At 70.5% G+C, this 23,057-nt stretch carries 18 protein-coding genes and 2 pseudogenes; 12 read left to right on the plus strand and 8 right to left on the minus strand.

Annotated features, from left to right (window positions below):
* Positions 1-8 precede the first annotated feature (8 nt).
* The 5 genes and pseudogenes from ACFYO2_RS21675 (at position 9) to ACFYO2_RS21695 (ending at position 5,222) form a co-directional block, all read left to right on the plus strand.
* Entirely contained in the window at positions 9-203 is a 195-nt protein-coding gene (locus tag ACFYO2_RS21675; RefSeq protein ID WP_388351363.1) for a hypothetical protein, read from the plus strand.
* A gap of 261 nt (positions 204-464) precedes the next feature.
* A complete protein-coding gene (gene tatA, locus ACFYO2_RS21680; protein ID WP_383864993.1) occupies positions 465-755 on the plus strand; it encodes a Sec-independent protein translocase subunit TatA in 291 nt (96 codons plus the stop codon).
* A gap of 47 nt (positions 756-802) precedes the next feature.
* A complete protein-coding gene (gene tatC, locus ACFYO2_RS21685) occupies positions 803-1,750 on the plus strand; it encodes a twin-arginine translocase subunit TatC (RefSeq protein ID WP_388351366.1) in 948 nt (315 codons plus the stop codon).
* Between the two features lie 31 nt (positions 1,751-1,781).
* Positions 1,782-2,329 (plus strand): annotated as a pseudogene (locus tag ACFYO2_RS21690) (diacylglycerol kinase family protein).
* A 40-nt stretch (positions 2,330-2,369) separates the two neighbouring features.
* Positions 2,370-5,222 carry a DEAD/DEAH box helicase gene (locus ACFYO2_RS21695; RefSeq protein WP_388351368.1) on the plus strand — a complete coding sequence of 951 codons (2,853 nt, stop codon included), beginning with the start codon at positions 2,370-2,372 and terminating at the stop codon, positions 5,220-5,222.
* A 214-nt stretch (positions 5,223-5,436) separates the two neighbouring features.
* Here the strand turns inward: ACFYO2_RS21695 and atzF are convergent, their stop codons facing one another.
* Genes atzF through ACFYO2_RS21715 form a run of 4 tightly spaced genes read right to left on the minus strand, consistent with a single transcriptional unit; the run spans position 5,437 to position 12,051 of the window.
* A complete protein-coding gene (atzF, locus tag ACFYO2_RS21700; protein WP_388351370.1) occupies positions 5,437-7,089 on the minus strand; it encodes an allophanate hydrolase in 1,653 nt (550 codons plus the stop codon).
* Between the two features lie 14 nt (positions 7,090-7,103).
* Complete coding sequence (locus tag ACFYO2_RS21705) at positions 7,104-10,616, minus strand: 5-oxoprolinase/urea amidolyase family protein (RefSeq protein WP_388351372.1); 3,513 nt, start codon at positions 10,614-10,616, stop codon at positions 7,104-7,106.
* Positions 10,613-11,230 carry an urea amidolyase associated protein UAAP2 gene (locus ACFYO2_RS21710; protein ID WP_388351374.1) on the minus strand — a complete coding sequence of 206 codons (618 nt, stop codon included), beginning with the start codon at positions 11,228-11,230 and terminating at the stop codon, positions 10,613-10,615. Before ACFYO2_RS21710 ends, ACFYO2_RS21705 begins: the two co-directional genes overlap by 4 nt.
* Positions 11,227-12,051, minus strand: a complete 825-nt coding sequence (locus ACFYO2_RS21715) for an urea amidolyase associated protein UAAP1 (RefSeq protein ID WP_388351376.1) — start codon at positions 12,049-12,051, stop codon at positions 11,227-11,229. The genes ACFYO2_RS21710 and ACFYO2_RS21715 overlap by 4 nt, the downstream gene beginning before the upstream one ends.
* Before the next feature lie 154 nt (positions 12,052-12,205).
* Here ACFYO2_RS21715 and ACFYO2_RS21720 point away from each other — a divergent pair, with 154 nt between their 5' ends.
* The 6 genes from ACFYO2_RS21720 to ACFYO2_RS21745 all read left to right on the plus strand — a co-directional run bounded on the left by ACFYO2_RS21720 (position 12,206) and on the right by ACFYO2_RS21745 (position 17,855).
* Complete coding sequence (locus ACFYO2_RS21720; RefSeq protein ID WP_388351379.1) at positions 12,206-12,841, plus strand: TetR/AcrR family transcriptional regulator; 636 nt, start codon at positions 12,206-12,208, stop codon at positions 12,839-12,841.
* A 313-nt stretch (positions 12,842-13,154) separates the two neighbouring features.
* Positions 13,155-14,753 carry a sensor histidine kinase gene (locus ACFYO2_RS21725; protein WP_388351382.1) on the plus strand — a complete coding sequence of 533 codons (1,599 nt, stop codon included), beginning with the start codon at positions 13,155-13,157 and terminating at the stop codon, positions 14,751-14,753.
* A complete protein-coding gene (locus ACFYO2_RS21730) occupies positions 14,750-15,157 on the plus strand; it encodes a roadblock/LC7 domain-containing protein (protein ID WP_388351385.1) in 408 nt (135 codons plus the stop codon). The genes ACFYO2_RS21725 and ACFYO2_RS21730 overlap by 4 nt, the downstream gene beginning before the upstream one ends.
* On the plus strand, positions 15,154-15,570 hold the full coding sequence (locus ACFYO2_RS21735) for a DUF742 domain-containing protein (protein ID WP_388351387.1): 417 nt from the start codon (positions 15,154-15,156) through the stop codon (positions 15,568-15,570). The genes ACFYO2_RS21730 and ACFYO2_RS21735 overlap by 4 nt, the downstream gene beginning before the upstream one ends.
* Positions 15,551-16,174 carry an ATP/GTP-binding protein gene (locus ACFYO2_RS21740; RefSeq protein ID WP_388351390.1) on the plus strand — a complete coding sequence of 208 codons (624 nt, stop codon included), beginning with the start codon at positions 15,551-15,553 and terminating at the stop codon, positions 16,172-16,174. The genes ACFYO2_RS21735 and ACFYO2_RS21740 overlap by 20 nt, the downstream gene beginning before the upstream one ends.
* A 193-nt stretch (positions 16,175-16,367) precedes the next feature.
* Positions 16,368-17,855: a cytochrome P450 gene (locus tag ACFYO2_RS21745; protein ID WP_388351393.1), complete on the plus strand. Its 1,488-nt coding sequence runs from the start codon at positions 16,368-16,370 to the stop codon at positions 17,853-17,855.
* Here the strand turns inward: ACFYO2_RS21745 and ACFYO2_RS21750 are convergent.
* Positions 17,849-18,799, minus strand: coding sequence for an RluA family pseudouridine synthase (locus tag ACFYO2_RS21750; RefSeq protein WP_388351396.1), 951 nt, complete (start codon positions 18,797-18,799; stop codon positions 17,849-17,851). The two genes, ACFYO2_RS21745 and ACFYO2_RS21750, sit on opposite strands and share 7 nt — an antisense overlap.
* Positions 18,800-18,840: 41 nt before the next feature.
* Complete coding sequence (locus ACFYO2_RS21755) at positions 18,841-20,394, minus strand: amino acid permease (RefSeq protein ID WP_388351399.1); 1,554 nt, start codon at positions 20,392-20,394, stop codon at positions 18,841-18,843.
* A gap of 206 nt (positions 20,395-20,600) precedes the next feature.
* Between ACFYO2_RS21755 and ACFYO2_RS21760 the strand changes: the two are divergent.
* Positions 20,601-21,032: pseudogene (locus ACFYO2_RS21760) on the plus strand (PadR family transcriptional regulator); the annotation flags it as partial.
* 89 nt (positions 21,033-21,121) lie between these two features.
* On the opposite strand, the gene ACFYO2_RS21765 reads toward ACFYO2_RS21760, so the two are convergent.
* Both ACFYO2_RS21765 and ACFYO2_RS21770 read right to left on the minus strand, forming a co-directional pair.
* Positions 21,122-21,967: a siderophore-interacting protein gene (locus tag ACFYO2_RS21765; protein WP_388351402.1), complete on the minus strand. Its 846-nt coding sequence runs from the start codon at positions 21,965-21,967 to the stop codon at positions 21,122-21,124.
* A gap of 142 nt (positions 21,968-22,109) precedes the next feature.
* Positions 22,110-23,039 carry a 5'-3' exonuclease H3TH domain-containing protein gene (locus ACFYO2_RS21770; RefSeq protein WP_388352000.1) on the minus strand — a complete coding sequence of 310 codons (930 nt, stop codon included), beginning with the start codon at positions 23,037-23,039 and terminating at the stop codon, positions 22,110-22,112.
* Positions 23,040-23,057 lie beyond the last annotated feature (18 nt).

Here is a 23,057-nt window from a genome sequence, read left to right on the forward strand (position 1 = left end):
CTCGGCCCATGTTCTGGGCGATGTTCGCGGTAGCTGTGGGTTTTCTGGGTCTCGCCGTTCTCGGTGTGCTCGCCGTAAGGGTCTTCCTGGAGGCGCAGCGTCTGGGCAGGCAGGTGACGGACTCGGCGCAGCGCATCAACCGGGCCGCGGAGGATCTGGAGCGCGCCTCCACGAGCGTGGCCCGGTCTGTGGACTCTCTGTGAGGCGTCCGGGGTGGCCCCTGTGAGTTGCGGGTGTGATGCGCTTTGGGGCACTTCGCCCTGTCGACTTGGCGGTTGCGGCAGGTACGCTGCATGTCGCGGTCCGGAGAACGAGGCCCGGGCCGCGGACCGGGAGTATGCACAGGGATTGCCACGCGTTTACCCCTGAGCGTTACGATCGCTGTCAGTACGGTCGATCGGACACATGTCCGACCGGTCGGACAGCACCCCACTCCAGCCGCCTCGGTGAGAAGGTAAAGACTTATGTTCGGAAGGCTCGGCGCCCCCGAGATCATTCTCATCCTCGTCGTCATCATCCTGCTGTTCGGCGCCAAGAAGCTTCCGGACATGGCGCGCTCGCTCGGCAAGTCCGCGCGGATCCTCAAGAGCGAGGCCAAGGCGATGAAGTCCGAGGGCCAGGACAACGCGTCCGCTCCCGCGGCCCCGCCGCACGACGACCAGCAGCCCCCCGTCCAGCGCACCATCCAGGCCGCCCCCGGCGACGTGACGAGCTCGCGCCCGGTCACCGAGCCGACGGACACGACCAAGCGCTGACGCAGGGCCGGTGACCTCCGGCCCGCCGCACGAGATGGGAACGTGGGTTGCTGAAGTCTGCCCGCCAAGAGGAGAAGGATCCCGAGGGGCGGATGCCCCTCGCGGAGCATCTTCGTGAGCTTCGCAACCGGCTCGCGAAGGCGATGCTGGCCATCGTCGCGGTCACGGTCGTCGCCGCCTTCTTCTACAACGACATCATCAATCTCATCACCAGACCGATCCTGGACTCGGTCGGCTGTGAGCAGAGCTTCGAGCAACTGGCGAAGTCGAAGTCCAGTGAGCCGTGTGCGCAGATCACCATCAACGGTCTGCTCACCCCCTTCACCCTGGCGTTGAAGGTGTCGCTGATGGCCGGCGTGGTCCTGGCCTCGCCGGTGTGGCTCTACCAGCTGTGGGCGTTCGTCGCGCCCGGCCTGCACCGGCACGAGAAGAAGTACGCCTACGCGTTCGTCGGCACGGGTGTCCCGCTGTTCCTCGGCGGCGCCTACTTCGCCTACACGGTGCTGCCCACCACGGCGAAGGTGCTGCTCGAGTTCACCCCGGCCGACGCTTCCAACCTGCTGCCGCTGGACGACCTGCTCGATCTCGTCATCCGCATGGTGCTCGTCTTCGGTCTCTCCTTCGAGCTGCCCCTGCTGCTGGTCTTCCTCAACCTCACCGGGGCGATCACCGGCAAGCGGATGCTCGGCTGGTGGCGCGGCATGATCATGGGCATCACGGTGTTCGCGGCTGTCGCCACGCCCAGTACCGACCCGCTGACGATGCTGGCGCTCGCCGGACCGATCTGGGTCCTGTACTTCGGTGCGGTCCTCTTCTCGCTGCTCAACGACCGGCGCAGGCGCCGCCGCGACGAACTGGGCCCCGCCGACGACGAGGCCTCCGAGCTCGACCTCACCCCCGAGGACATCGGCGACGTGGAGACCGTCTCGGCCAGCCGGGCGCTGCCCGAGCAGGCGAGCACGGAGCGGGTCAACGGTTATGACGATGTGACCTGACCGAGTCGGCCGCTTTTGTAACGTCCGGGCCGTGACCAGCGAGATCACCCTCTTCGTCAACCCCACCGCGGGTCGCGGCCGGGGCGCCCACGCGGCGCAGCCGGCCGCTTCCGCTGTGCGGGCGGCCGGTTTCTCCGTGCGTACGGTCCTCGGTGCGAACGCCGAGGACGCCCTCGCGCGCGCGAGCCGCCGTCGCGGAGGGCACCGGCGCGCTGATCGCCGTCGGCGGTGACGGCATGGCGAATCTGGCCCTCCAGGCGGTCGCCGGTACCCGCACCCCCTTCCGCCTGGTCGCCGTCGGCACCGGCAACGACTTCGCCCGCGCCCTCGGCCTGCCCGTGCGCGACCCCGCCGCCGCGGGCCGCCTGGTCGCCGACGCGCTCAAGGGCGCCCGGCTGCGCGACATCGACCTCGGTCGGGTGGACGGCCGCCGACCGTCCCAAGGTCACCGTGGTGCGGGCGGCCAAGGTCGAGAGCGCCGCCGACGGGATCACGGGGTACGCGGACGGGGAGCCGCTCGGGCCGCTGCCGCTGACCGCGCGCTGTGTGCCGGCTGCCGTACGGATCGTAGGGCCGTGAGCTGCGGGGATTCGATGTTTATCGTCATCGGATCCGGATAATGATCGTCCTGTTGTCAGTGGGGCCCGGTAGTCTCGAAAGCACGATGACAGAGGACCTCTCACCGGCCGAGCGGTACGCGGCAGCACGTAGGCGCGCTGTCGAGCAGGCCACCGCGCTCGCCGGTTTCCGCGAGATGTACGACTTCGGCCTCGACCCCTTCCAGATCGAGAGCTGTCAGGCACTCGAGGCGGGAAAGGGCGTGCTGGTGGCCGCGCCCACCGGCTCGGGCAAGACGATCGTCGGCGAGTTCGCCGTCCACCTCGCCCTCCAGCAGGGCAAGAAGTGCTTCTACACGACACCCATCAAGGCGCTGTCGAACCAGAAGTACGCCGACCTGTGCCGCCGTTACGGCGCGGACAAGGTGGGACTGCTCACCGGCGACAACAGCGTCAACTCGGGCGCCCCGGTGGTCGTGATGACCACCGAGGTGCTGCGGAACATGCTGTACGCGGGCTCGCAGACCCTCCTCGGCCTCGGGTACGTGGTCATGGACGAGGTGCACTACCTCTCCGACCGCTTCCGGGGCGCGGTGTGGGAAGAGGTGATCATTCACCTCCCCGAATCGGTCACGCTGGTTTCGCTGTCGGCCACCGTGTCGAACGCCGAGGAGTTCGGCGACTGGCTCGACACCGTGCGCGGCGACACCGAGGTGATCGTCTCCGAGCACCGGCCCGTCCCGCTGTTCCAGCATGTGCTCGCCGGGCGGCGGATGTACGACCTGTTCGAGGAGGGCGAGGGCCACAAGAAGGCCGTCAACCCCGACCTCACGCGGCTGGCCCGCATGGAGGCGAGCCGGCCGTCGTACCAGGACCGCAAGCGCGGCCGTGCGATGCGGGAGGCCGACCGCGAGCGGGAGCGCCGGCAGCGCTCCCGCGTCTGGACGCCGAGCAGGCCCGAGGTCATCGAACGGCTCGACGCCGAGGACCTGCTGCCTGCCATCACCTTCATCTTCAGCCGCGCCGCCTGCGAGGCCGCCGTCCAGCAGTGTCTGCACGCGGGTCTGAGACTCAACGACGACGAGGCGCGGGAGAAGGTGCGCGCTCTGGTCGAGGAGCGCACGGCGTCCATTCCTACGGAGGATCTGCACGTCCTCGGATACTACGAGTGGCTGGAGGGCCTGGAGCGCGGCATCGCGGCCCACCACGCGGGCATGCTGCCGACGTTCAAGGAGGTCGTCGAGGAGTTGTTCGTACGCGGTCTCGTCAAGGCGGTGTTCGCGACCGAGACTCTCGCGCTGGGCATCAACATGCCTGCGCGTTCCGTGGTGTTGGAGAAGCTCGTCAAGTGGAACGGCGAGCAGCATGCCGACATCACCCCGGGCGAGTACACCCAGTTGACAGGGCGTGCGGGTCGGCGCGGCATCGACGTCGAGGGCCATGCGGTCGTGCTCTGGCAGCGCGGCACCAGCCCCGACCACCTGGCGGGACTGGCCGGTACCCGCACGTATCCGCTGCGCTCCAGCTTCAAGCCGTCGTACAACATGGCGGTCAATCTCGTCGAGCAGTTCGGGCGGCACCGCTCTCGTGAGCTGCTGGAGACGTCGTTCGCGCAGTTCCAGGCCGACAAGTCGGTCGTCGGGATCTCGCGGCAGGTGCAGCGCAACGAGGAGGGGCTCGAGGGCTACAAGGAGTCCATGACCTGCCACCTCGGCGACTTCGAGGAGTACGCGCGGCTGCGCCGCGAACTCAAGGACCGGGAGACCGAGCTGGCCCGGCAGGGTGTCAACCAGCGGCGCGCCGAGGCGGCCGTCGCGCTGGAGAAGCTCAAGCCGGGGGATGTCATTCACGTCCCGACGGGCAAGTACGCGGGCCTCGCCCTGGTGCTGGATCCGGGGCTGCCTGCCGGTCGGTCCAACGGCCACCGCGGCTTCGAGCAGCACGACGGCCCGCGCCCGCTGGTGCTGACCGCCGAGCGGCAGGTCAAGCGGCTCGCGTCGATGGACTTCCCGGTGCCGGTCGAGGCGCTGGAGCGGATGCGGATCCCGAAGTCCTTCAACCCGCGCTCGCCGCAGTCCCGTCGGGACCTCGCCTCCGCGCTGCGCACCAAGGCCGGGCACATTACGCCGGAGCGGGCTCGGAAGGGGCGGTCCCAGGCCGCCGACGACCGGGAGATCGCCCGGCTGCGCACCGCCCTGCGCGCGCATCCCTGCCACGGCTGCAGCGATCGGGAGGATCATGCCCGTTGGGCCGAGCGCTATCACCGGCTGTTGCGTGACACGTCGCAACTGGAGCGGCGTATCGAGGGGCGCACGAACACCATCGCTCGTACGTTTGACCGGATCGTCGCGCTGCTGACCGAGCTGGACTACCTGCGCGGCAACGAGGTCACCGAGCACGGGAAGCGGCTGGCCCGGCTGTACGGCGAGCTGGACCTGCTCGCGAGTGAGTGCCTGCGGGCCGGTGTGTGGGAGGGGCTGGCCCCGGCCGAACTGGCTGCCTGCGTCTCGGCGTTGGTGTATGAGTCCCGGGTTTCCGACGATGCCATGGTGCCCAAGGTGCCCTCGGGCAAGGCGAAGGCCGCGCTCGGGGAGATGGTGCGGATCTGGGGGCGGCTGGACGCGCTGGAGGAGGAGTTCCGGATCACCCAGACCGAGGGGGTGGGGCAGCGTGAGCCGGATCTCGGGTTCGCCTGGGCCGCGTACATGTGGGCGTCCGGGAAGGGGCTCGACGAGGTGCTGCGCGAGGTGGAGATGCCTGCCGGTGACTTCGTACGCTGGTGCAAGCAGGTCATCGACGTGCTCGGGCAGATCTCGGCCGCCGCGCATGCCGAGGGGTCTACGGTGGCGAAGAACGCGCGCAAGGCGGTCGATGAGCTGCTGCGGGGGGTTGTCGCTTACTCGTCGGTGGGCTGAGTCGAGGGTGCGTGTCGCGTGTTGCGCCTTCGGTTGTGGTGGGGTCGGGGCTGTGTCGGGGGGTGTGTCCGTCCTCGGAACGGCGCGGAATCGGTTGCTCGCCGACTCAGCGGTGTTGACGCGCCAACCCTGCGGGCGGACACCCCCCGACACGTCCTCTTCTCGCCGTGGGCGGGTGCGGGGTGCGGGGTGCGTGGAGTCCGACTGACTGACTTCAGCGGCTGAGGTACGCGCGCCAGCCGCCGTACGACGTGATGTCCTCGGCGTTCTTGAGAGCGCTTGGTTCGCAGAGGAAGCCGGGGAGGCAGGTGCCGTCCGCGAGTTCCACGCTGCCCAGGGTCATGGGGCGGGGGAGGGCGCTCAGGAGTCTGCCGAGGCCCTCTGCGGGGAGGCGCCATATTTCTGTTTCGATGGGGGCTCCGCCCTCGCCTACGTGGACGAGGCCCGGCTTCGGCGGGTCTGTGGCCAGTGCGTGCAGGTGGTACGCGGGCGCTGTTGTGGTCGTACGGTCCAGGCGGGCGCCCAGGGACAGGAGTTGCGGGTTGAGGGGTTGGCCCGAGAGGTGGGCCCCTACTACCGCGAGGCGCGTTTGTTGCTGGAGGAGGGCGGCTATGCGGGCGAGGCGTTCGTCCGTGAAGGCCGGGCCGATCAGCATGACGCCGAAGGGCAGGCCGTTGACCTCGCCGGCGGGGGCCGCCACCGCCGCCAGGTCGAAGAGGTTCGTGGAGTTGGTGAAGCGGCCCAGGCGGGCGTTGGCGCCCAGCGGGTCGGCGGCCACCTCGGCGAGGGTGGGGTGACCGGGGGTGGTGGGGAGGAGGAGAGCGTCCGCGTCGGCCAGTTCGGCGAGGGTGCGGGTGCGCAGGAGCGTCAGGCGGTCGGTGTCGGCGAAGAGCTGGTGGGCCGGGATGTCGCGGGCGCGGGTGATGATGCCGGCGACAGTGGGGTCCAGGGACTCGTCGGCTTGGGTTATTGCCTTGTCGACAAAGGCGCCTACTGCTGTGTAGCGCTCGGCTACGAACGCGCCCTGGTAGAGCATCGCGGCGGCCTCGGTGAAGGGGCCGAGGTCGATCTCCCGCACCGAAGCGCCCGCCTGGACGAGGTGGGCGACCGTGGCCTCGTACGCCTGTGCCCAGCCCTCGTCCAGTTCGCCGAGCTGGTCCCGTGGCGGGACCGCGATCCGCCATGGGCCCGGTGTGCGCTGCGGGAGCGGGGGGAGGTCGCGGTCGGGCGGGGACGCCATGCAGGACAGTGCCTGCTCGGCCTCCGGGAGGGTGCGGGCGAAGACCGTCACGCAGTCGAGGGAGGCGCAGGCCGGGACCACGCCCGTGGTCGGGACCAGGCCGCGGGTCGGCTTCAGGCCGACGATGCCGTTGAACGCGGCCGGGACGCGGCCCGAGCCCGCGGTGTCGGTGCCGAGGGAGAAGTCGACGATACCGAGAGCCACCGCTACGGCCGAGCCGGAGCTGGAGCCGCCGCTGATCCTGGCCGGGTCGAGCGCGTTGCGGACGGCGCCGTACGGGGAGCGGGTGCCGACCAGGCCCGTCGCGAACTGGTCCAGGTTCGTGGTGCCCAGCACGATCGCGCCCGCCGCGCGCAGGCGGGCGACGACCGGGGCGTCTGCCTCGGGGTCGTAGGCGTACGACGGGCAGCCCGCCGTGGTGGGCAGGCCGGCCACGTCGATGTTGCCCTTGGCGGCGAACAGGCGTCCGGCGAGGGGGAGTGGTTCGCGGGCGGCGACCCGTTCGTCGATCGTGCGGGCCTCCGCCTCGACCTCCGGCTGTGGGCGCAGGTCGATCCAGATCTCGGGGCGGTCGACCGCTTCGATGCGGGCGTAGGCCGCGCGGACACGGGAGAGGGCGGTGGACATTTCTGTTTCCTCTTTCACTGTGCGGCAGGGGCCAGGACCAGAAGTGCCGTCCCTGCCTCCACCTGGTCCCCCGGCCTGGCCAGGATCTCCGTGACCACGCCGGCCATCGGCGCGTGCACCCTGGACTCCATCTTCATCGCCTCCAGGGCCAGCAGCGGCTGTCCGGGCGTCACCTCGTCGCCCGCCTCGACGTTCAGCTGCCATACGGATGCGGCGAATTCGGCTTCGATCAGACGGCCGCCCGGCGGGAGGATCACCTCGGCCGGGGGAGCGGCCGGTGCGGCCGCGGCCTCCGCCCGGGTGAACTCGCCCGCCGCCTCCCACGCGTCCCGCTCGGCGGAGAAAGCCGTCTGCTGGCGGGACCTGAACTCGGCGATCGACTCGGCGTTCTCAGCCAGGAAGGCCTGGTACCCGGCCAGCGAGAAGGTGCCCTCCTCGATGCGCGGTACGAAGCGGCCGGACGTGATGTCGGCGCGGAGGTCGAGGAGTTCGTCCGCGTCGACCGGGTACCACTTGATGCGGTCGAAGAAGCGGAGCAGCCAGGGGGAGCCGGGCTCGAACGCGCCGCGCTGCTGCCAGCCCGACCAGACCTGGGTCGTCCGGCCCACGAACTGGTAGCCGCCGGGGCCCTCCATGCCGTAGATGCACAGGTACGCGCCGCCGATGCCGACCGAGTTCTCGGCCGTCCAGGTGCGTGCCGGGTTGTACTTGGTCGTCACCAGGCGGTGGCGGGGGTCGAGGGGGGTGGCGACCGGGGCGCCCAGGTAGACGTCGCCGAGGCCGAGGACGAGGTACTCCGCGTCGAAGACCGTGTCGTACACGTCCGCCACCGACTCCAGTCCGTTGACCCGGCGGATGAACTCGATGTTCCACGGGCACCAGGGCGCGTCGTCGCGGACGCCCGCCATGTAGCGGGCGATCGCCTCGCGGGTCGCCGGGTCGTCCCAGGAGAGGGGGAGGTGGACCGTGCGGGAGGGGACCACCAGTTCGTCGCTCGGGGGGAGGATCGTGGTGATCTCCCGTACGGCGGTGAGGAGTTCCTGCTGTGGCAGGCGGTGCGGGTCCGTCCGGATCTGGAGGGAGCGGATGCCCGGTGTGAGGTCGGTGATGCCTTCCGGGCCCTGCTCGGTCAACGCCTCCATCAGGGCGTGGACACGCATGCGCAGCGCCAGGTCCAACTGCATCGGGCCGAACTCGACCAGCAGGTTGTCGTCGCCGCTGCGGCGGTACGTGACGTCGCCGTCCCGGGCGAGGATGCCGCCGTCCACGATGGCGGGGCGGGGACCGCCCGACACGTCCACCGGGGCGAAACGCACCGTGTCGCCGGGGCGCAGCTGGCCCATCTTCCAGCGTTCGGTGCTGATCACCGTCGCCGGGCAGACGAATCCTCCGAGGGAGGGACCGTCCGGGCCGAGCAGCACCGGCATGTCGCCCGTGTAGTCGACGGCGCCAACCGAATACGGCGTGTCGTGGATGTTGGACGGGTGCAGTCCCGCCTCGCCGCCGTCGGTACGCGCCCAGCGCGGCTTCGGACCGACCAGGCGGACGCCCGTGCGCGCCGAGTTGAAGTGGACCTTCCAGTCGGCGGCGTAGAAGTCGTGGATGTCGGCCTCGGTGAAGAACTCCGGTGCCGCGTGCGGGCCTTCGACGGCCCGGATGTGCCATGCGGCGGTGAAGTCCGGGCGGTCTTCGTGCGGTACCGGCCCGCCCTCGGCGACCGTCCCGCCGTGCAGGACGTCACCCGTGCGCAGCGCCCGTCCGCCGTGCCCGCCGAACCGGCCCAGGGTGAAGGTGCTCGCGCTGCCGAGGAAGGCGGGCACGTCGAGGCCCCCGGCGAACAGTACGTACGTCCGCAGGCCGTGCTCGGCGGGGGCGCCGATCTCCAGTACGGACCCCGCGGGCACCGTCACCGGCTCCCACTGCGCGACCGGCGTACCGCCGACGGTGATCGGGGCAGGCGCGCCCGTCACGCACACGGTCGTGGGGTGGGTGAACCTCAAGGACGGGCCGTTGAGGGTGCATTCGAGGCCGGGAGCGCTCTCTTCGTTGCCCAGGGCCCGGTTGCCGAGCCGGAACGACAGGTCGTCCATCGGTCCGCACGGGGGCACGCCGACCTGCCAGTAGCCGGTGCGGCCCGGCCAGTCCTGCACGGTGGTGAGGGTGCCGCCGGCGACGACCTCGATGCGCGGAGTCGGATCGCTCACGGAGGCGAGCGTCGCGGTGGAGTGCGCGGCCGTGGTGAAGTCCCGGTGTGCGAGTGCCGCCCGTACCAGGCCCAGGTTGGTCTCGATGCCGTCGACGCGGGTGCGGGCCAGTGCCTCGTCCAGCCGCCGCAGCGCGTGCGCCCGGTCCGGGCCGTACGCGATGACCTTCGCCAGCATCGGGTCGTACGACGTCGTCACCTCGGTACCGGTCTCGACCCAGCCGTCGACGCGCACGCCATGCGGGAACTCGACCCGCGTCAACAGGCCCGCGCTGGGCCGGTGGTCGCGGGAGGGGTCCTCGGCGTACACGCGGGCCTCGACGGCGTGGCCGCGCGGTGCGCCCGGGTCGCGGACGACATCCTGCTCGCCGCGCGCCAGCCGCAGCATCCAGGCGACCAGGTCGACGCCGTAGATCTCCTCGGTGACCGGGTGCTCCACCTGGAGGCGCGTGTTGACCTCCAGGAAGTACGCCTCCTCGCGGGCGGCGTCGTAGACGAACTCGACGGTTCCGGCGGAGCGGTAGCCGACGGAGGCGCACAGGTCGCGTGCGGATACGGCGAGTTGCTCGCGGACGTGGGCTGGCAGGCCCGGTGCCGGAGCCTCCTCCAGGACCTTCTGGTTGCGGCGCTGGAGGGAGCAGTCGCGGTCGCCGAAGGTGACGACCCTGCCGTCGCCGTCACCGAAGACCTGCACCTCGACATGGCGGGCGTGCTCGACGAGGCGTTCCAGGAAGACGCCGGCCAAGGAGAAGGAGGCGGCGGCGACGCGCTGCACCCGCTCCCAGGCGTCGGCGAGTTCGTCGGCGGAGTGACATGCCGACATGCCGATTCCGCCGCCACCGCCGGTCGCCTTGAGCATGACCGGATAGCCGATGTCGGCGGCCTGTGCGAGTGCTTCGTCCAGTGACGCCAGCAGCTCCGTCCCCGGCGCCAGCGGCACCCCGGCCGCCTGGGCCGCCGCCCGTGCCGTGTGCTTCGCGCCGAACAGGTCCAGCTGTTGCGGCGTCGGACCCACGAAGACGATCCCGGCGTCCTCGCAGCGGCGTGCGAAGGACGCGTCCTCGGACAGGAAGCCGTAGCCGGGGTGGATCGCGCCGGCGCCGGTGTCCTTGGCCGCCTTCAGCACCAGGTCGGCGTCGAGGTACGACTCCTTCGCGGGCGCCGGGCCGAGCCGCACCGCCTCGTCGGCGAGCCGGACGTGCGGGGCGGAGCGGTCCGGGTCGGAGTACACCGCGACCGTGCGCAGGCCGAGTTCGCGTGCGGTGCGGATGATCCGGACCGCTATCTCGCCCCGGTTGGCGACGAGGAGGGTGTCGAAGGTCATGCGGTGCCCGCCTCGCTGATCGTCATCTCCACCGCCGTCGGCTCGAAGCCGTTGCACGGGTTGTTGATCTGGGGGCAGTTGGAGACGAGGACGAGGACGTCGCTCTGGGCCCGCAGGGTCAGCTTCACGCCTGGCGCGGACAGTCCGTCGACGATGCCGAGGGTGCCGTCCTTCTCGACCGGCACGTTCATGTACCAGTTGATGTTGGAGACCAGGTCCCGCTTGCCGAGGCCGTGCTTGGCGCCCTCGGCGAGGAAGTTGTCCACGCAGGCGTGCTGCGACCAGGTGTGATGGCCGTAGCGGAGGGTGTTCGACTCCTTGGAGCAGGCGCCGCCGACCGTGTCGTGCCGGCCCACCTCGTCGGCGACGACGGTCATCAGCGGGGTGTGCTCGTTGGACATGAGCACGCTGCCCGTGGTGAGGAAGATGTTGCCCTGTGCGTGGATCGTGTCGGGGGCGCTGTAGCGGACCGACGTGTCGTGGGCGTCGTAGACGAGGAAGTCGACGGCCTGGTTGCCGTGCAGGTCGGTGATGGTGAGGGTCTCGCCGGACCGTACGACGGCGGACCACGCGGCGCGTGCGGGCACGACGGTCGTGTTCGTCCGGGTGCTCATGCGATCCCCCTCGCTGCGAGGAACTCGGCGGTGTTCAGGAAGGCGCGGCGGCCCTCGGGCGTGGCGTCCCACCGCGGGTCTCCGGGCCCGGTGGCCTCGGAGCGCCAGGCGAGCACCTCCAGCGGGGTGCTGACGTACTCGGCGCGGGAATCGGCCGGGTGCGGGACGTTGGCGATCAGGACCGTCACGTCCTGCTCGGCGCGCAGCGTCACGCTGCTTCCGGGGCCGGCCGAGCCGGTGAAGTCCAGGACGCCGTCCTCGCGGACCTCCACGCCCTGGAAGAAGGAGAGCGACGGCGGCAGGTCGCGGGGGCCCAGGCCGTTCTTGGCGGCGGCCAGCTTGAACAGTTCGCGGCCCGCGGGGGAGGGGCTCTGCGGGGTGCCGTCGCCGTACCGCTCGGTGTTGCGGGCGAGGGTGGAGGTGCCGCACAGGGCGTCGTGCCGTCCGGAGGTGTCGGCGATCACGGTGGCCAGGACCCGGCCCTGATCCGACAGGAGCAGTTGGCCCTCGCCGAGGTAGGCGTTCCACTGGACCTTCACCGTGTCGGCCACGTTGAGCCGCTCCCAGGGCCGGTCGACGACGAACAGCAGCAGGTGGGCGCAGGCGTCGCCGTGCGGGTCGGTCAGGCGCAGTTCGGTGCCGCGGGCCAGCACGCGGTGCGTGTAGTTGCCGCCCGCCACCGTCTCCGCCCACACCAGGTGGCCCGCCTCGCAGGGCGGGTTCGGCCAGGTGCCGGCCGGTACGACGGGCATGGCCTCGGTGCGCGTGCCCTCCTGGGCGCGTGCGTGGGCGCGGGCTCCGTATGTGGTCGCTGTCGCCATACCGGCACCTCCGGCTGTGGGTCTCGGGTCGAATTTCTGTCGCTCGACAGAAATTAGGGGCGGGCCGGGTCACGGGCATTGCCGCGCTGTTGCCGCTCGGTTACCGGGCCCTCACGAAGATCGCCGTGGACCGGCGTGTGCGAGGATCGAACGCATGGGGACAGCAGGCGCAGACCGGAGCCGACGGGTCGGCAGGCCGCGGGCCGCGCAGCGGCCGGACAGCGGTCTCGAGCCGCGCGAGGAACTCCTCTCGGCCGCCGCGGAGTTGTTCACCACGCTCGGCTACGCTGCCACCTCCACCCGGGTCGTCGCCGAGCGCGCGGGCATGCGGCAGGCGTCCATGTACCACTACGTCTCCGGCAAGGAGGAGCTGCTCGCCGAGCTCCTGGAGTCCACGGTCACGCCCTCGCTGGCGTACGCTCGGGAGCTCCTCGCCGACGACGCCGCCACGGCCGAGGACCGGCTGTGGGAACTGTGCCGGGCGGACGTGGAGGTGCTGTGCGGCGGACCGCACAACCTCGGCGTCCTCTACCTGCTGCCCGAGGTGCGCGCCGAGCGGTTCGCCGGCTTCCACGCCGTGCGCGCCGAACTCAAGGACGCCTACCGGCAGTTGCTCGCCGCCACCGAAGTGGGCGGGGCGCTCGCCAAGAGTGAGCTCGACCTGCGGACGGACCTCGTGTTCGGGCTGATCGAGGGTGTCATCCTCGTCCACCGCTCGGATCCCGAACGACCCGTCTCGGCGTTCGCGGAGGCCACGGCGGACGCCGCGCTGCGCATCGCGGGGGTCTGAACCCGGAGAGTTCCGGGGGCACTTCACTCGTCACGGTGAGTGGTTTCGCATGGCTGCGCGCCGTAACGCACCGTATGCGAATGGACCCGCTGCGTGTAAATGGGACGAGAGTACTCCTCTTGTCAGCCCCATTTCAGGTGCTTGCCGAATATGACATGGCGATGATCCGGTCGGACTAAGCTCGCCCGCAGCGCACCGAGTTGGGATGTATTCGTGCGCTTGTTCCCAAAAGTACCGAAGATTCCGACAGATCCATGACGTACCCCCCTGCAAGCTCCCCCGAACTCCAGCCGATTTGTTCCAGAGGGCCCACATGGTGAGTGTTCAATCTCCTCCAGGTCGCCGTGAACTTCCGTACGCGCGCGTGCTGTTGCTCCCCGCCATACTGATGGCCGCGGTGACCGGGGCCGCCGTCGCCTTGGTGACGGAGCCGGCCCGGGCGGCCGTCGGCTGGTGCGGAGCCGTCGCCACGCTGCTGGTGATCGCGACGGCGGCCGAAGCGATGCGGCGCCGCCGCGAAGTACGAGACCTGCGCACGGAGCACGTCCGTCACACCGCGTATCTGGAGCGGCGGATCGCCGCCCACGACGAGGAGATGACGCGCCTCGCCAAGGAGATCGCGCCCGCCGCGCTGGACCGACTGCGCCGCGGAAATACCCCCGAAGAGGTGATTCGTCACCTCGGCGACATCGACCCCGCCTGGCGCGATCTCCCCGAGGCGCAGGTGTCGTTGATCAGGACGGTGCTCAAGATCGTCGACCAGGAAGACGTCCTGCGTGACTCCACACAGCGCTCCTTCGTCAGCATCGCCCGCCGCGTCCAGGCGATCGTCCACCAGCAGGCCAGTGAACTCCGCGAGATGGAGGAGGACCACGGCCGCAACCCCGAGGTCTTCGACGACCTGCTGCGCATCGACCACGGCACCGCGCTGATCGGCCGGCTCGCCGACTCCATCTCCGTCCTCGGCGGCGGCCGGCCGGGCCGTCAGTGGCCCGAACCCGTCGCCCTGTACAGCGTGCTGCGCGGCGCCATGTCCCGGATCCTGGAGTACGGGCGCATCGACCTGGCCTCGATCGCCAAGGTCAACGTCAAGGGCACCGCCGTCGAGCCCGTCATCCACGCCGCGGCCGAACTCCTCGACAACGCCACCCGCTACTCCCCGCCGCAGACCAAGGTCCACGTCACCGCCACCGAGGTGCAGACCGGCGTCGCCATCGAGATCGAGGACGCCGGCGTCAGCCTCAGCGAGGAGACCAGGGCCAAGGCCGAGGGCATGCTGGAGCGCGCCAAGGCGGGCGTCGACTTCCAGGACCTCGGCGAGTCACCCCGCCTCGGCCTCGCCGTCGTCGGCCGGCTCTGCAAGACGTACGACATGCAGGTCTCGCTGCGCGCCTCCGCGTACGGCGGGGTCCGCGCCATCCTCGTGGTGCCCAGCGACATGCTCACCTCCGAGCCCGGCGTCGGACTCGCCCACGGCATCGGCGCCACCGCCGTGCCCCAGGTCGATCTGGGCGCCCTCCCCGGTCCCAAGCGCACGATCAAGAAACGCCGCCCCACCAGCCCCAAGATCACGGCATCGCTCTCCCTGGAGGACGACGTCCCCGAGGTCACCGAGTGGACCGCGGGCGGCCTGCCGCAGCGCCGCAGCCGGGTCAAGACCTCGCTCACCCAGCGCTACGCCGAGCAGGCCGCCATCGAACAGGCGGAACGGGAGGGCCGGCCGACCATCTGGTCGACCGCCAAGCGGGAGCCCGAGCCGGAGCCGGAGCCCGAGAAGGCCGCAGAGCCCCCACCGGGCCTGTGGGTCCAGGCGTTCTTCGACGGACTCAAGCGCCCGGACCCCAACGCATACACCCAGCCGACCAACGAACCGGCCCACGTCGAGGCCGACGATGAGGGGAACCTCAAGTGATCCAGCAGCGAGGCAACTTCGACTGGATGCTCACGGACCTCGCCAAAGGCGTACCGGGCATCCAGATGATCGTGGTGCTCTCCGCCGACGGCCTGCGCATCGCCCGCCACGGCGGCGACCCGGACACCGCCGACCGCGTCGCCGCGGCCTGCGCGGGCCTGCAGAGCCTGGCGACCGCCGTCGCCCAGGAGATCCCGGGCAGCGAGGGCGAGATGAAGATGGTCCTCATCGAGATCAAGGGCGGCTACTTCTACCTGATGGCCGCGGGCCCCAACGCCTATCTCGCGGTGCTCTCCGACGTGCGAGCCGAGCCCGGCTTCATGAGCTCGCGCATGAGCGACCTGGTCGTCCGGATCGGCGCGCACCTCACCAGTCCGCCCAGGCGCAACGGCCAGACCGTATGACTCCTCCGCAACGCCGGCGGCGATACCTTGAGCCAGAACCCGTTCCGCAACCCCCGCAGGAGGAACAGAAACCCCCGGAGGGGCAGAAGAGGAACCCCGAGCGGCTGTACGTGATCACGGGACCGGACGGCGTCGAGCGCGTCGAGCTCGACCTGGTCACGTTAATCGTGGCGCGCGCCGACCCACCGCCCTCCGCCACGCCCGAGCAGGCGGCGCTGCTCCGGCTGTGCACGGCCCCCCTGTCCGTGGCCGAGCTGTCGGCCTACCTCAGTCTGCCGTTCGGCGTGGTGACCGTCCTGCTCACCGAGCTGTTGACGGCCGAACTGGTGACGGCACGCGCCCCGATCATCCGACAGGCGCTGGCCGACCGTTCCCTCCTCGAAGCGGTGATGCATGGACTTCAAAAGCTCTGACACCATCACAGGTCCACGAACAGAGGACCAACTCCCGCCCACCGCCCAGGCCGCGGTGAAGATCGTCATCGTCGGCGGCTTCGGGGTCGGCAAGACGACCATGGTCGGCTCGGTCAGCGAGATCAAACCGCTGACCACCGAGGAGACCATGACGCAGGCCGGCGTCGGGGTCGACGACAACTACGGCTCCGAGACCAAGACGGCCACCACCGTGGCGATGGACTTCGGCCGCATCAGCATCACCGACCAGCTCGTGCTGTACCTCTTCGGCACCCCCGGTCAGGAACGCTTCTGGTTCCTGTGGAACGGCCTGTTCGAGGGCGCGCTCGGTGCGGTCGTGCTGATCGACACCCGTCGGCTCGAGGTCAGCTTCGACGTCATGGGGCGCCTGGAGGAGCGTGGCGTGCCGTTCGTGGTCGCCGTCAACTCCTTTCCGGACGCGCCTCGTTACGCCGTCGAGGAACTGCGCACGGCGCTCGACCTGAGCGCGGACATCCCCATCATCGAGTGCGACGCGCGCCGCCGCGCCTCCAGCCGGGACACGCTGATGACCCTCATGCGCTTCCTCCACTCCCTCGCGATGACGGGCTCGCTACGACGATGACCGCGTACCGGCCGCGACTCGTCGGCCCCGGCCGGAGACGGTTCCCCCCGGACACAGGTCCCCGCCCGGGCAGGGCTCCTCGCCCGGGGACGGTTCTCCAGTCGGGCACAGCTCTCCGCCCGGGCACAGCTCCTGAGCCAGACACGACCCTGCAGACAGACACAGACACCGGATCCACCTCGGAGCAACCACTGTGACGCCTGAATCCCACTCCCTGACCGGTACGGACCCCTCCCTCGGCCCGCCGCCCGGCTGCCCCGCCCACGGCCGCGGACCCGGCGGACTGCACCGGCTCTACGGCCCCGAGGCGGAGGACCTCGGCTCCCTGTACGAGCGACTCCGGGAGGAACACGGCCCGGTGGCACCCGTGCTGCTGCACGACGACGTACCGATGTGGGTAGTGCTCGGCCACACCGAGAACCTGCACATGCTGCGCACGCCCTCGCAGTTCTGCCGGGACAGCCGCATCTGGACCCCGCTCCAGGAGGGCATGGTCAAGCCCGACCACCCGCTCATGCCTCACATCGCCTGGCAGCCCATCGCCTCGCACGCCGAGGGCGACGAGCACCTCAGGCTGCGCGGCGCGGTCACCGGTGCCATGTCGACCATCGACCACCGGGGCATCCGCCGCCACATCAACCGCCACACCCAGCGGCTCGTCAACCGCTTCTGCGAACAGGGCACGGCCGACCTCGTCAGCGAGTTCGCCGAGCACCTCCCGATGGCCGTGATGTGCGAGGTCCTCGGCATGCCCGACGAGTACAGCGATCGGCTCGTGCAGGCGGCCCGCGACGCGCTCAAGGGCACCGAGACCGCGATCGCCAGCCATGGCTACGTCATGGACGCGCTGAGCCGCCTGACCGCCCGGCGCCGAGCACAGCCCCAGGAGGACTTCACCAGCCACCTCATCACCCACCCGGCGCGGCTGACCGACGACGAGGTCAGGGAGCACCTGCGTCTCGTCCTCTTCGCCGCCTACGAGTCCACGGCCAACCTCATCGGCAACGTGCTGCGGATGGTGCTCACCGACCCGCGCTTTCGCGCCCAGCTCAGCGGCGGCCAGATGACGGTTCCCGAGGCGGTGGAGCAGTCCCTGTGGGACGAGCCGCCGATCAGCTCCGTCCTCGCGTACTTCGCCAAACAGGACACGGAGCTGGGCGGCCGGCGCATCCGCAAGGGCGACGGCATGCTCTTCGGCATCGCGCCGGGCAACATCGATCCACGAGTGCGCCCGGACCTGTCCGCCAACATGATGGGCAACCGCTCCCACCTCGCCTTCGGTGGCGGGCCGCACGAGTGCCCCGGCCAGGACATCGGCCGTGCCATCGCCGACACCGGCGTCGACGCGCTGCTGATGCGACTGCCGGATGCCGAACTCGACTGTGACGAGGACGAGTTGACCTGGGCCGAGTCGATCGCCTCCCGTCACCTGGTGGAACTGCCCGTCCGGTTCGACCCGAAGCCGCAGCAGGACGTGCTGGACAAGCCCGGCCACGCCGCGGTTCCCTCGCAGCGGTCCAACTGGCAGGTCGGCACCCACCCGCCGGAGTCGGCCCCCGCGGCCGCGGCCCAGCCCCAGCCGGTCGCGGTCCCGCCGCAGCCCGCGCCCGCGCCGACGCCCGAGCCGGTCCGGCCGATGGGCGCCTGGCGGCGGTTCCTGCGCTGGTGGCGCGGTTACTGACCGGCCCACTCGTCGTACGAGGACCAGGCCACAAGAGTCCTCGGGCTCCGGAACCGGTGCGCCATTCCCGTGACCGGATCGGTGAACTCCAGGGTCCGCGCCAGCAGTTGGAGCGGGCGCCGGAAGTCACCGGCCGGTACGGGGCCGGTCACCACCGGGTAGAGCGGGTCGCCGAGGATGGGCACGCCGAGGGCGTTCATGTGGACCCGCAGTTGGTGGGTCTGCCCGGTGGTGGGAGTGAGCCGGTACCGGCCGAGGCCGTGCCCGCCGTGCTCGGCCGGCTCGATTCGGGTGACCGCGTTCGGCTCGCCCCTGACCTCGTAGGCGGCCAGCACCCCGCGTTCCTTCACGATCCGACTGCACACGGTCCGGGGCAGGGCGAGCGCGGGATCGTAGGGCGCCACCGCCTCGTACTCCTTGCGCACCAGCCGGTCCCGGAACAGCGACTGGTACGCGCCGCGCTCCTCGGGCCGTACGGTGAACAGCACCAGCCCGGCGGTGAGCCGGTCGAGCCGGTGCGCGGCGCCGAGCGTGGGAATGTCCAGTTCGCGGCGCAGCCGGGCGAGCGCGGTCTCGGTGACGTGGCTGCCGCGCGGGGTGGTGGCCAGGAAGTGCGGCTTGTCGGCGACGACGATGTGCTCGTCGCGGTGCACCACCTCGATCGGGAACGGCACCGGCACCTCGGCCGGCAGCTCCCGGTGGAACCACACGAACATCCCCGGCACGTATGCCGCGTCCGGCGCCACCGCCCGCCCGTCCGCCCCGACGACCCGCCCCGCGTCGAACATCCCGTCGACGACACCGGCGCCCGCTCCGGACAGCCGTTCCGTCAGGTGAGCGCGCACGGTGGCCCACGGCCCCTCGACGGGCAGCCGCACCCGCACCGGATCCACCCCCTCGCGCTGCGGCAGGGGAGAGGGCGGGATCCGGTGGTTGCGTGTCATCACGGGCAAGCGTAAGCGTTTACGCCGTGACCCGGGCGGGGTTACGCCGCGACCGCCTCGGGCGCCTCCGCCACCACCGCACGGGCCTTGTACGCCCGGTAGGCCACGCCGATCACCACGGTCACGGCGAGGAACAGGACGGTGAACCACTGGAAGTACCAGTGACCGCCCGTCGGGTCGTACACCGCGGCCCGGGGCCAGGCGAGGTTGACGGTCATGAACAGGCCGTACAGGAGGGCGAGGGCGTTGACGGGGACGCCCCAGCGACCGAGGGAGAAGAGGCGGGCGCCCGTCTCGTCGGTGCCTTCGGTGCCTTCGGAGCCGAACTCGCCGCGCAGGCGGCGGACCAGGAGCGGGCCGGTGACCATCGCGTAGGCCAGGTACAGCATCACGATGCAGGTCGTGCCGATGGCCAGGAACGCGTCCGGGGAGGCGAAGTTGAGCAGCAGCAGGGCTGCCGCCAGGACGCCGACCACCAGGGCCGGGGCGCTCGGCATGCCCGTGCGCGGGTTGACCTTGGCAAGACGGCCGGAGAAGGGGAGCTGGCCGTCGCGGGCCATGGAGAAGAGCATCCGGCAGGCGGCCGTCTGGATCGCCAGGGTGGCCACCGCGATCGCCACCACCACGTCGGCCAGCAGCACGCGGCCGACGCCGTCGCCCAGGCTGCTGGTGAGGACGTAGCTCAGGCCGTCGACGGCCAGATGCCCGTCGGTGAGGCTGGGAGCGGCGAGCAGGCCGCCGAGGACGATCAGAGTGGCGAGCAGACCGGCCGCGCCGAGCGCGACGAGGATGGTGCGGGGTGCGGTGCGCCGGGGGTGGTGCGTCTCCTCGCTCATCTCGCCCGCGCTGTCGAAGCCGATCATCACGTACGCCGCCGCGAACGAGCCCACCATCAGGGCCCCGAACAGGCCTGACTGGGCGGCGCCCTCGGTGTGGAAGGTGATGCCGGGGGTGCGCTCGGAGTGGGTCAGCAGCAGGACGATGATCAGAACCGCTCCGATGATCTCGGCGGTGACGCCGACCCGGTTGATCACCGACATCACGCGGTTGTCCAGGATGTTCACCAGCGTGGTCAGCACCAGCAGGATCACGCCGAGGACGGCCGCGTTGGCCGCGCCGTCAGCCGAGGTGATCGCCGAGTCGGTGCCGATCAGCTGGAAGCCGGACCAGATCGCGGGCAGCACCAGCTGCAGCGCCAGTGCCGCGGCCGCGACCACCACGATCTGCCCGATCACCATGATCCAGCCGGCGAACCAGCCGAACGTGAGGTTCGAAAGACGCGAGGACCACTGGTAGATGGCACCGGAGATCGGGTAGCGGGCGGCCAGTTCGGCGAAGCAGGCGGCCACCAGGAGCTGCCCGACCAGTACCGCCGGCCAGGTCCAGAAGAAGACGGGGCCGCCGAACGCGTACCCGAAGGCGAAGAACTGGAAGACGGTCGTCAGGACGGAGATGAAGGAGAAGCCGGCTGCGAAGGACGCGTACCGGCCCAGGCTGCGGTGCAGTTCCTGGCGGTAGCCGAATTCGGTGAGGGAGCGGTCGTCGGGGGAGTGCAGTGGATCGGGACGTACCTCGGAGGGGCTGGTTGTCGTCACGGCGGCACCTGCCTTCAGCGCAGGGAGCGGAATTTCTGTCGGTTGACAGAAATTAAGGAGGCGCTGTTTCGGCCGAATGACGTAGCCGTATCCGTGGCGGGCCCAAGTTCTCACGCTCTTGCTGGTTCAGTCGATCGCGATACATCGCGTGTATCGGAATCGCGATATCGGCTACGGCTGTTCGGAAACGAGGTGACGTCCTGGCGATGAAGCGCCGCAAGCTGAGCAAGCCGCTCGCGCTCGCCGGCCCGGTGACCCGCCGACAGAGGCCGATGCACGAGATCGCACAGACCCTGCGCCGCCAGGGTAAGGACACCAGCACGAAGATCAACTACGGCTCGCTCCACACGGTGGTGCAGAGCCTCGAGAAGCATGGCTTCGTCGAGGTGACCGATGTGCAGCGGCAGACCGATGTGCAGCGGCAGGGCAACCGGTCCGAGCGCACGGTCTACGGGCTCACCGAGGCCGGGCGCGAGGAGATGGCCGAGTGGTTGTCGGACCTCAACGCCGTGCCCGTGTTGGAGTACCCGATCTTCGAGACCGCCCTCTCGCTGATGGGCGCGCTGCCTCCCGACGAGGTGGAGCGGCTGCCGGCGGAGCGGCTCTCGTCCCGGCGGTGTGGCTGTCCATCCGGACGTTCCGGTCGTACCAGCGGTCGGTGTGAGGCCCCGACACAGTGAAGCGGCGGCACTCTGGAAGGTGCCGCCGCCTCAAGACGCGGGAGTGGCTATGCGGCGGGCGCCGCCCCCTCCTGCTCCGCCTCGATGCGTGCGTTCCACTCCCGCTTCGAGGCCTGCCAGCCGTCCTCGTTGTGGCCGAGCCGCCAGTAGCCGGAGATCGACAAGTCCTCGCGCGCGACCCCGCGCTCGACCCGCAGGAGATGGCGCAGCTGCTTCACGAAGTGCGCCTCGCCGTGCACGAACGCGTGCACGCGGCCATCCGGGAACTCCAGCGCCCGGACGGCCTCGGTCAGCGCGTCGCCGATGCGGCCCTCGCCGCGGTGCAGCCAGACGACCTCAACGTCGGAGTCGATCTTCTGCTCCTCCTCGGGGCCGGCCACCTCGATGAAGGCGTGGGCGCGGGCGCCGGTGGGCAGGACCTCAAGGGACCGGGCGATCGCGGGGAGCGCGCTCTCGTCACCGACGAGCAGATGCCAGTCGGCGGCAGGGTCGGGGGCGTAGGCGCCGCCGGGGCCCATGAACCAGACCGTTTCCCCCGGTTGGGTGCGCAGGGCCCACGGTCCGGCGAGGCCCTCGTCGCCGTGGATCACGAAGTCCAGCGTCAGCTCGCGGTGTTGGGGGTCCCAGGCGCGGACCGTGTACGTCCGGGTCACGGGCCACTGTTCGCGCGGGAACTCTTCGCGGATTCGCTGCATGTCGAAGGGCTCGGGGTAGGTCGCGCCGTCGGCCGGGAACAGGATCTTCACGTAGTGGTCGGTGCAGGTGTCCGCCGAGAAGTCGGCCAGACCCTCGCCGCCGAGCACCACCCGCTGCATGTGCGGGGTCAGTCGCTCGGTTCGCACGACCTGCGCGGAGTGGGGCTTCCGCGGCTGTCGTCCCGGTCGTTCTGCCATGGCGGCCTCCCTGTTTCCATGCTTAGGCTTACCTAAGTTAGCATCTCCCCCATTGAATACCCCCCGGATGAGAGGACCATGAACCTCTCTTGGGAGATTGTGAGCCCCGGGACAACGCCTGAGCGACGTGCGGTGACGTCGCTTAAGCGACGAGCGTGGCGAGCAGCCGCTGCAATGATCCACCCAGTCCCCAGTGGGCCGCCAGCTCCTTCAGCGCGACGGGATCGCGCGGCACCCGCGGCAGTGCCGTGTCGACAACCGGCAGGGGCACGTCGTCCGCGACCTTGACGACCTTGGGTGCCACCGCCAGATACGGCCGCGACTCGTCCAGCCGCCTGCGCTGCGCCGGCGTGAGCCTTGCCTTCGGGTCGTCGACCGCGGCGATGATCCCGGCCAGGTCGCCGAACTCGGCGAGCAGCTTCGCCGCCGTCTTCTCGCCGACGCCGGGAACCCCCGGCAGGCCGTCGCTCGGGTCGCCGCGCAGCAGCGCCAGGTCCGCGTACCCCTTGCCGTCGACCCCATACTTCTCGCGCAGCCACGCCTCGTCGGTCAGCTGCAGCGAGCCGACGCCCTTGAGCGGGTACAACACGCGCACCCCGCGCGCGTCGTCCACCAGTTGGTACAGGTCCCGGTCGCCGGTGACGATGTCGACCGGGCCCTCGGCCCGCGCGGTGAACGTGCCGATCACGTCGTCCGCCTCGTACTCCGCCACGCCCACGCGCGCGATGCCGAGCGCGTCCAGGACGGCCTCGATGACGGGTACCTGGGGCGAGAGGGTGTCCGGCACCTCCTCCTCGTCGGGGCCCGCCGCGTGCTCCTCGGCGACGCGGTGGGCCTTGTAGGAGGGGATCAGCTCGACCCGCCAGCGGGGGCGCCAGTCGGCGTCCATGCAGGCCACCAGGTGGTCGGGGCGATGGTCCTTGACCAGGCGGTCGATGAAGTCGAGGAGCCCGCGCACGGCGTTCACCGGCGTGCCGTCCGGGGCCTTCACGGACTCCGGCACGCCGAAGTAGGCGCGGAAGTACAGCGAGGCGGTGTCGAGGAGCATGAGTCGTCCGGTCACGCCACGCATCATGCCGTACGGCACTGA

The sequence above is a fragment of the Streptomyces sp. NPDC006602 genome, assembly GCF_042870385.1.
Lineage (GTDB): Bacteria > Actinomycetota > Actinomycetes > Streptomycetales > Streptomycetaceae > Streptomyces.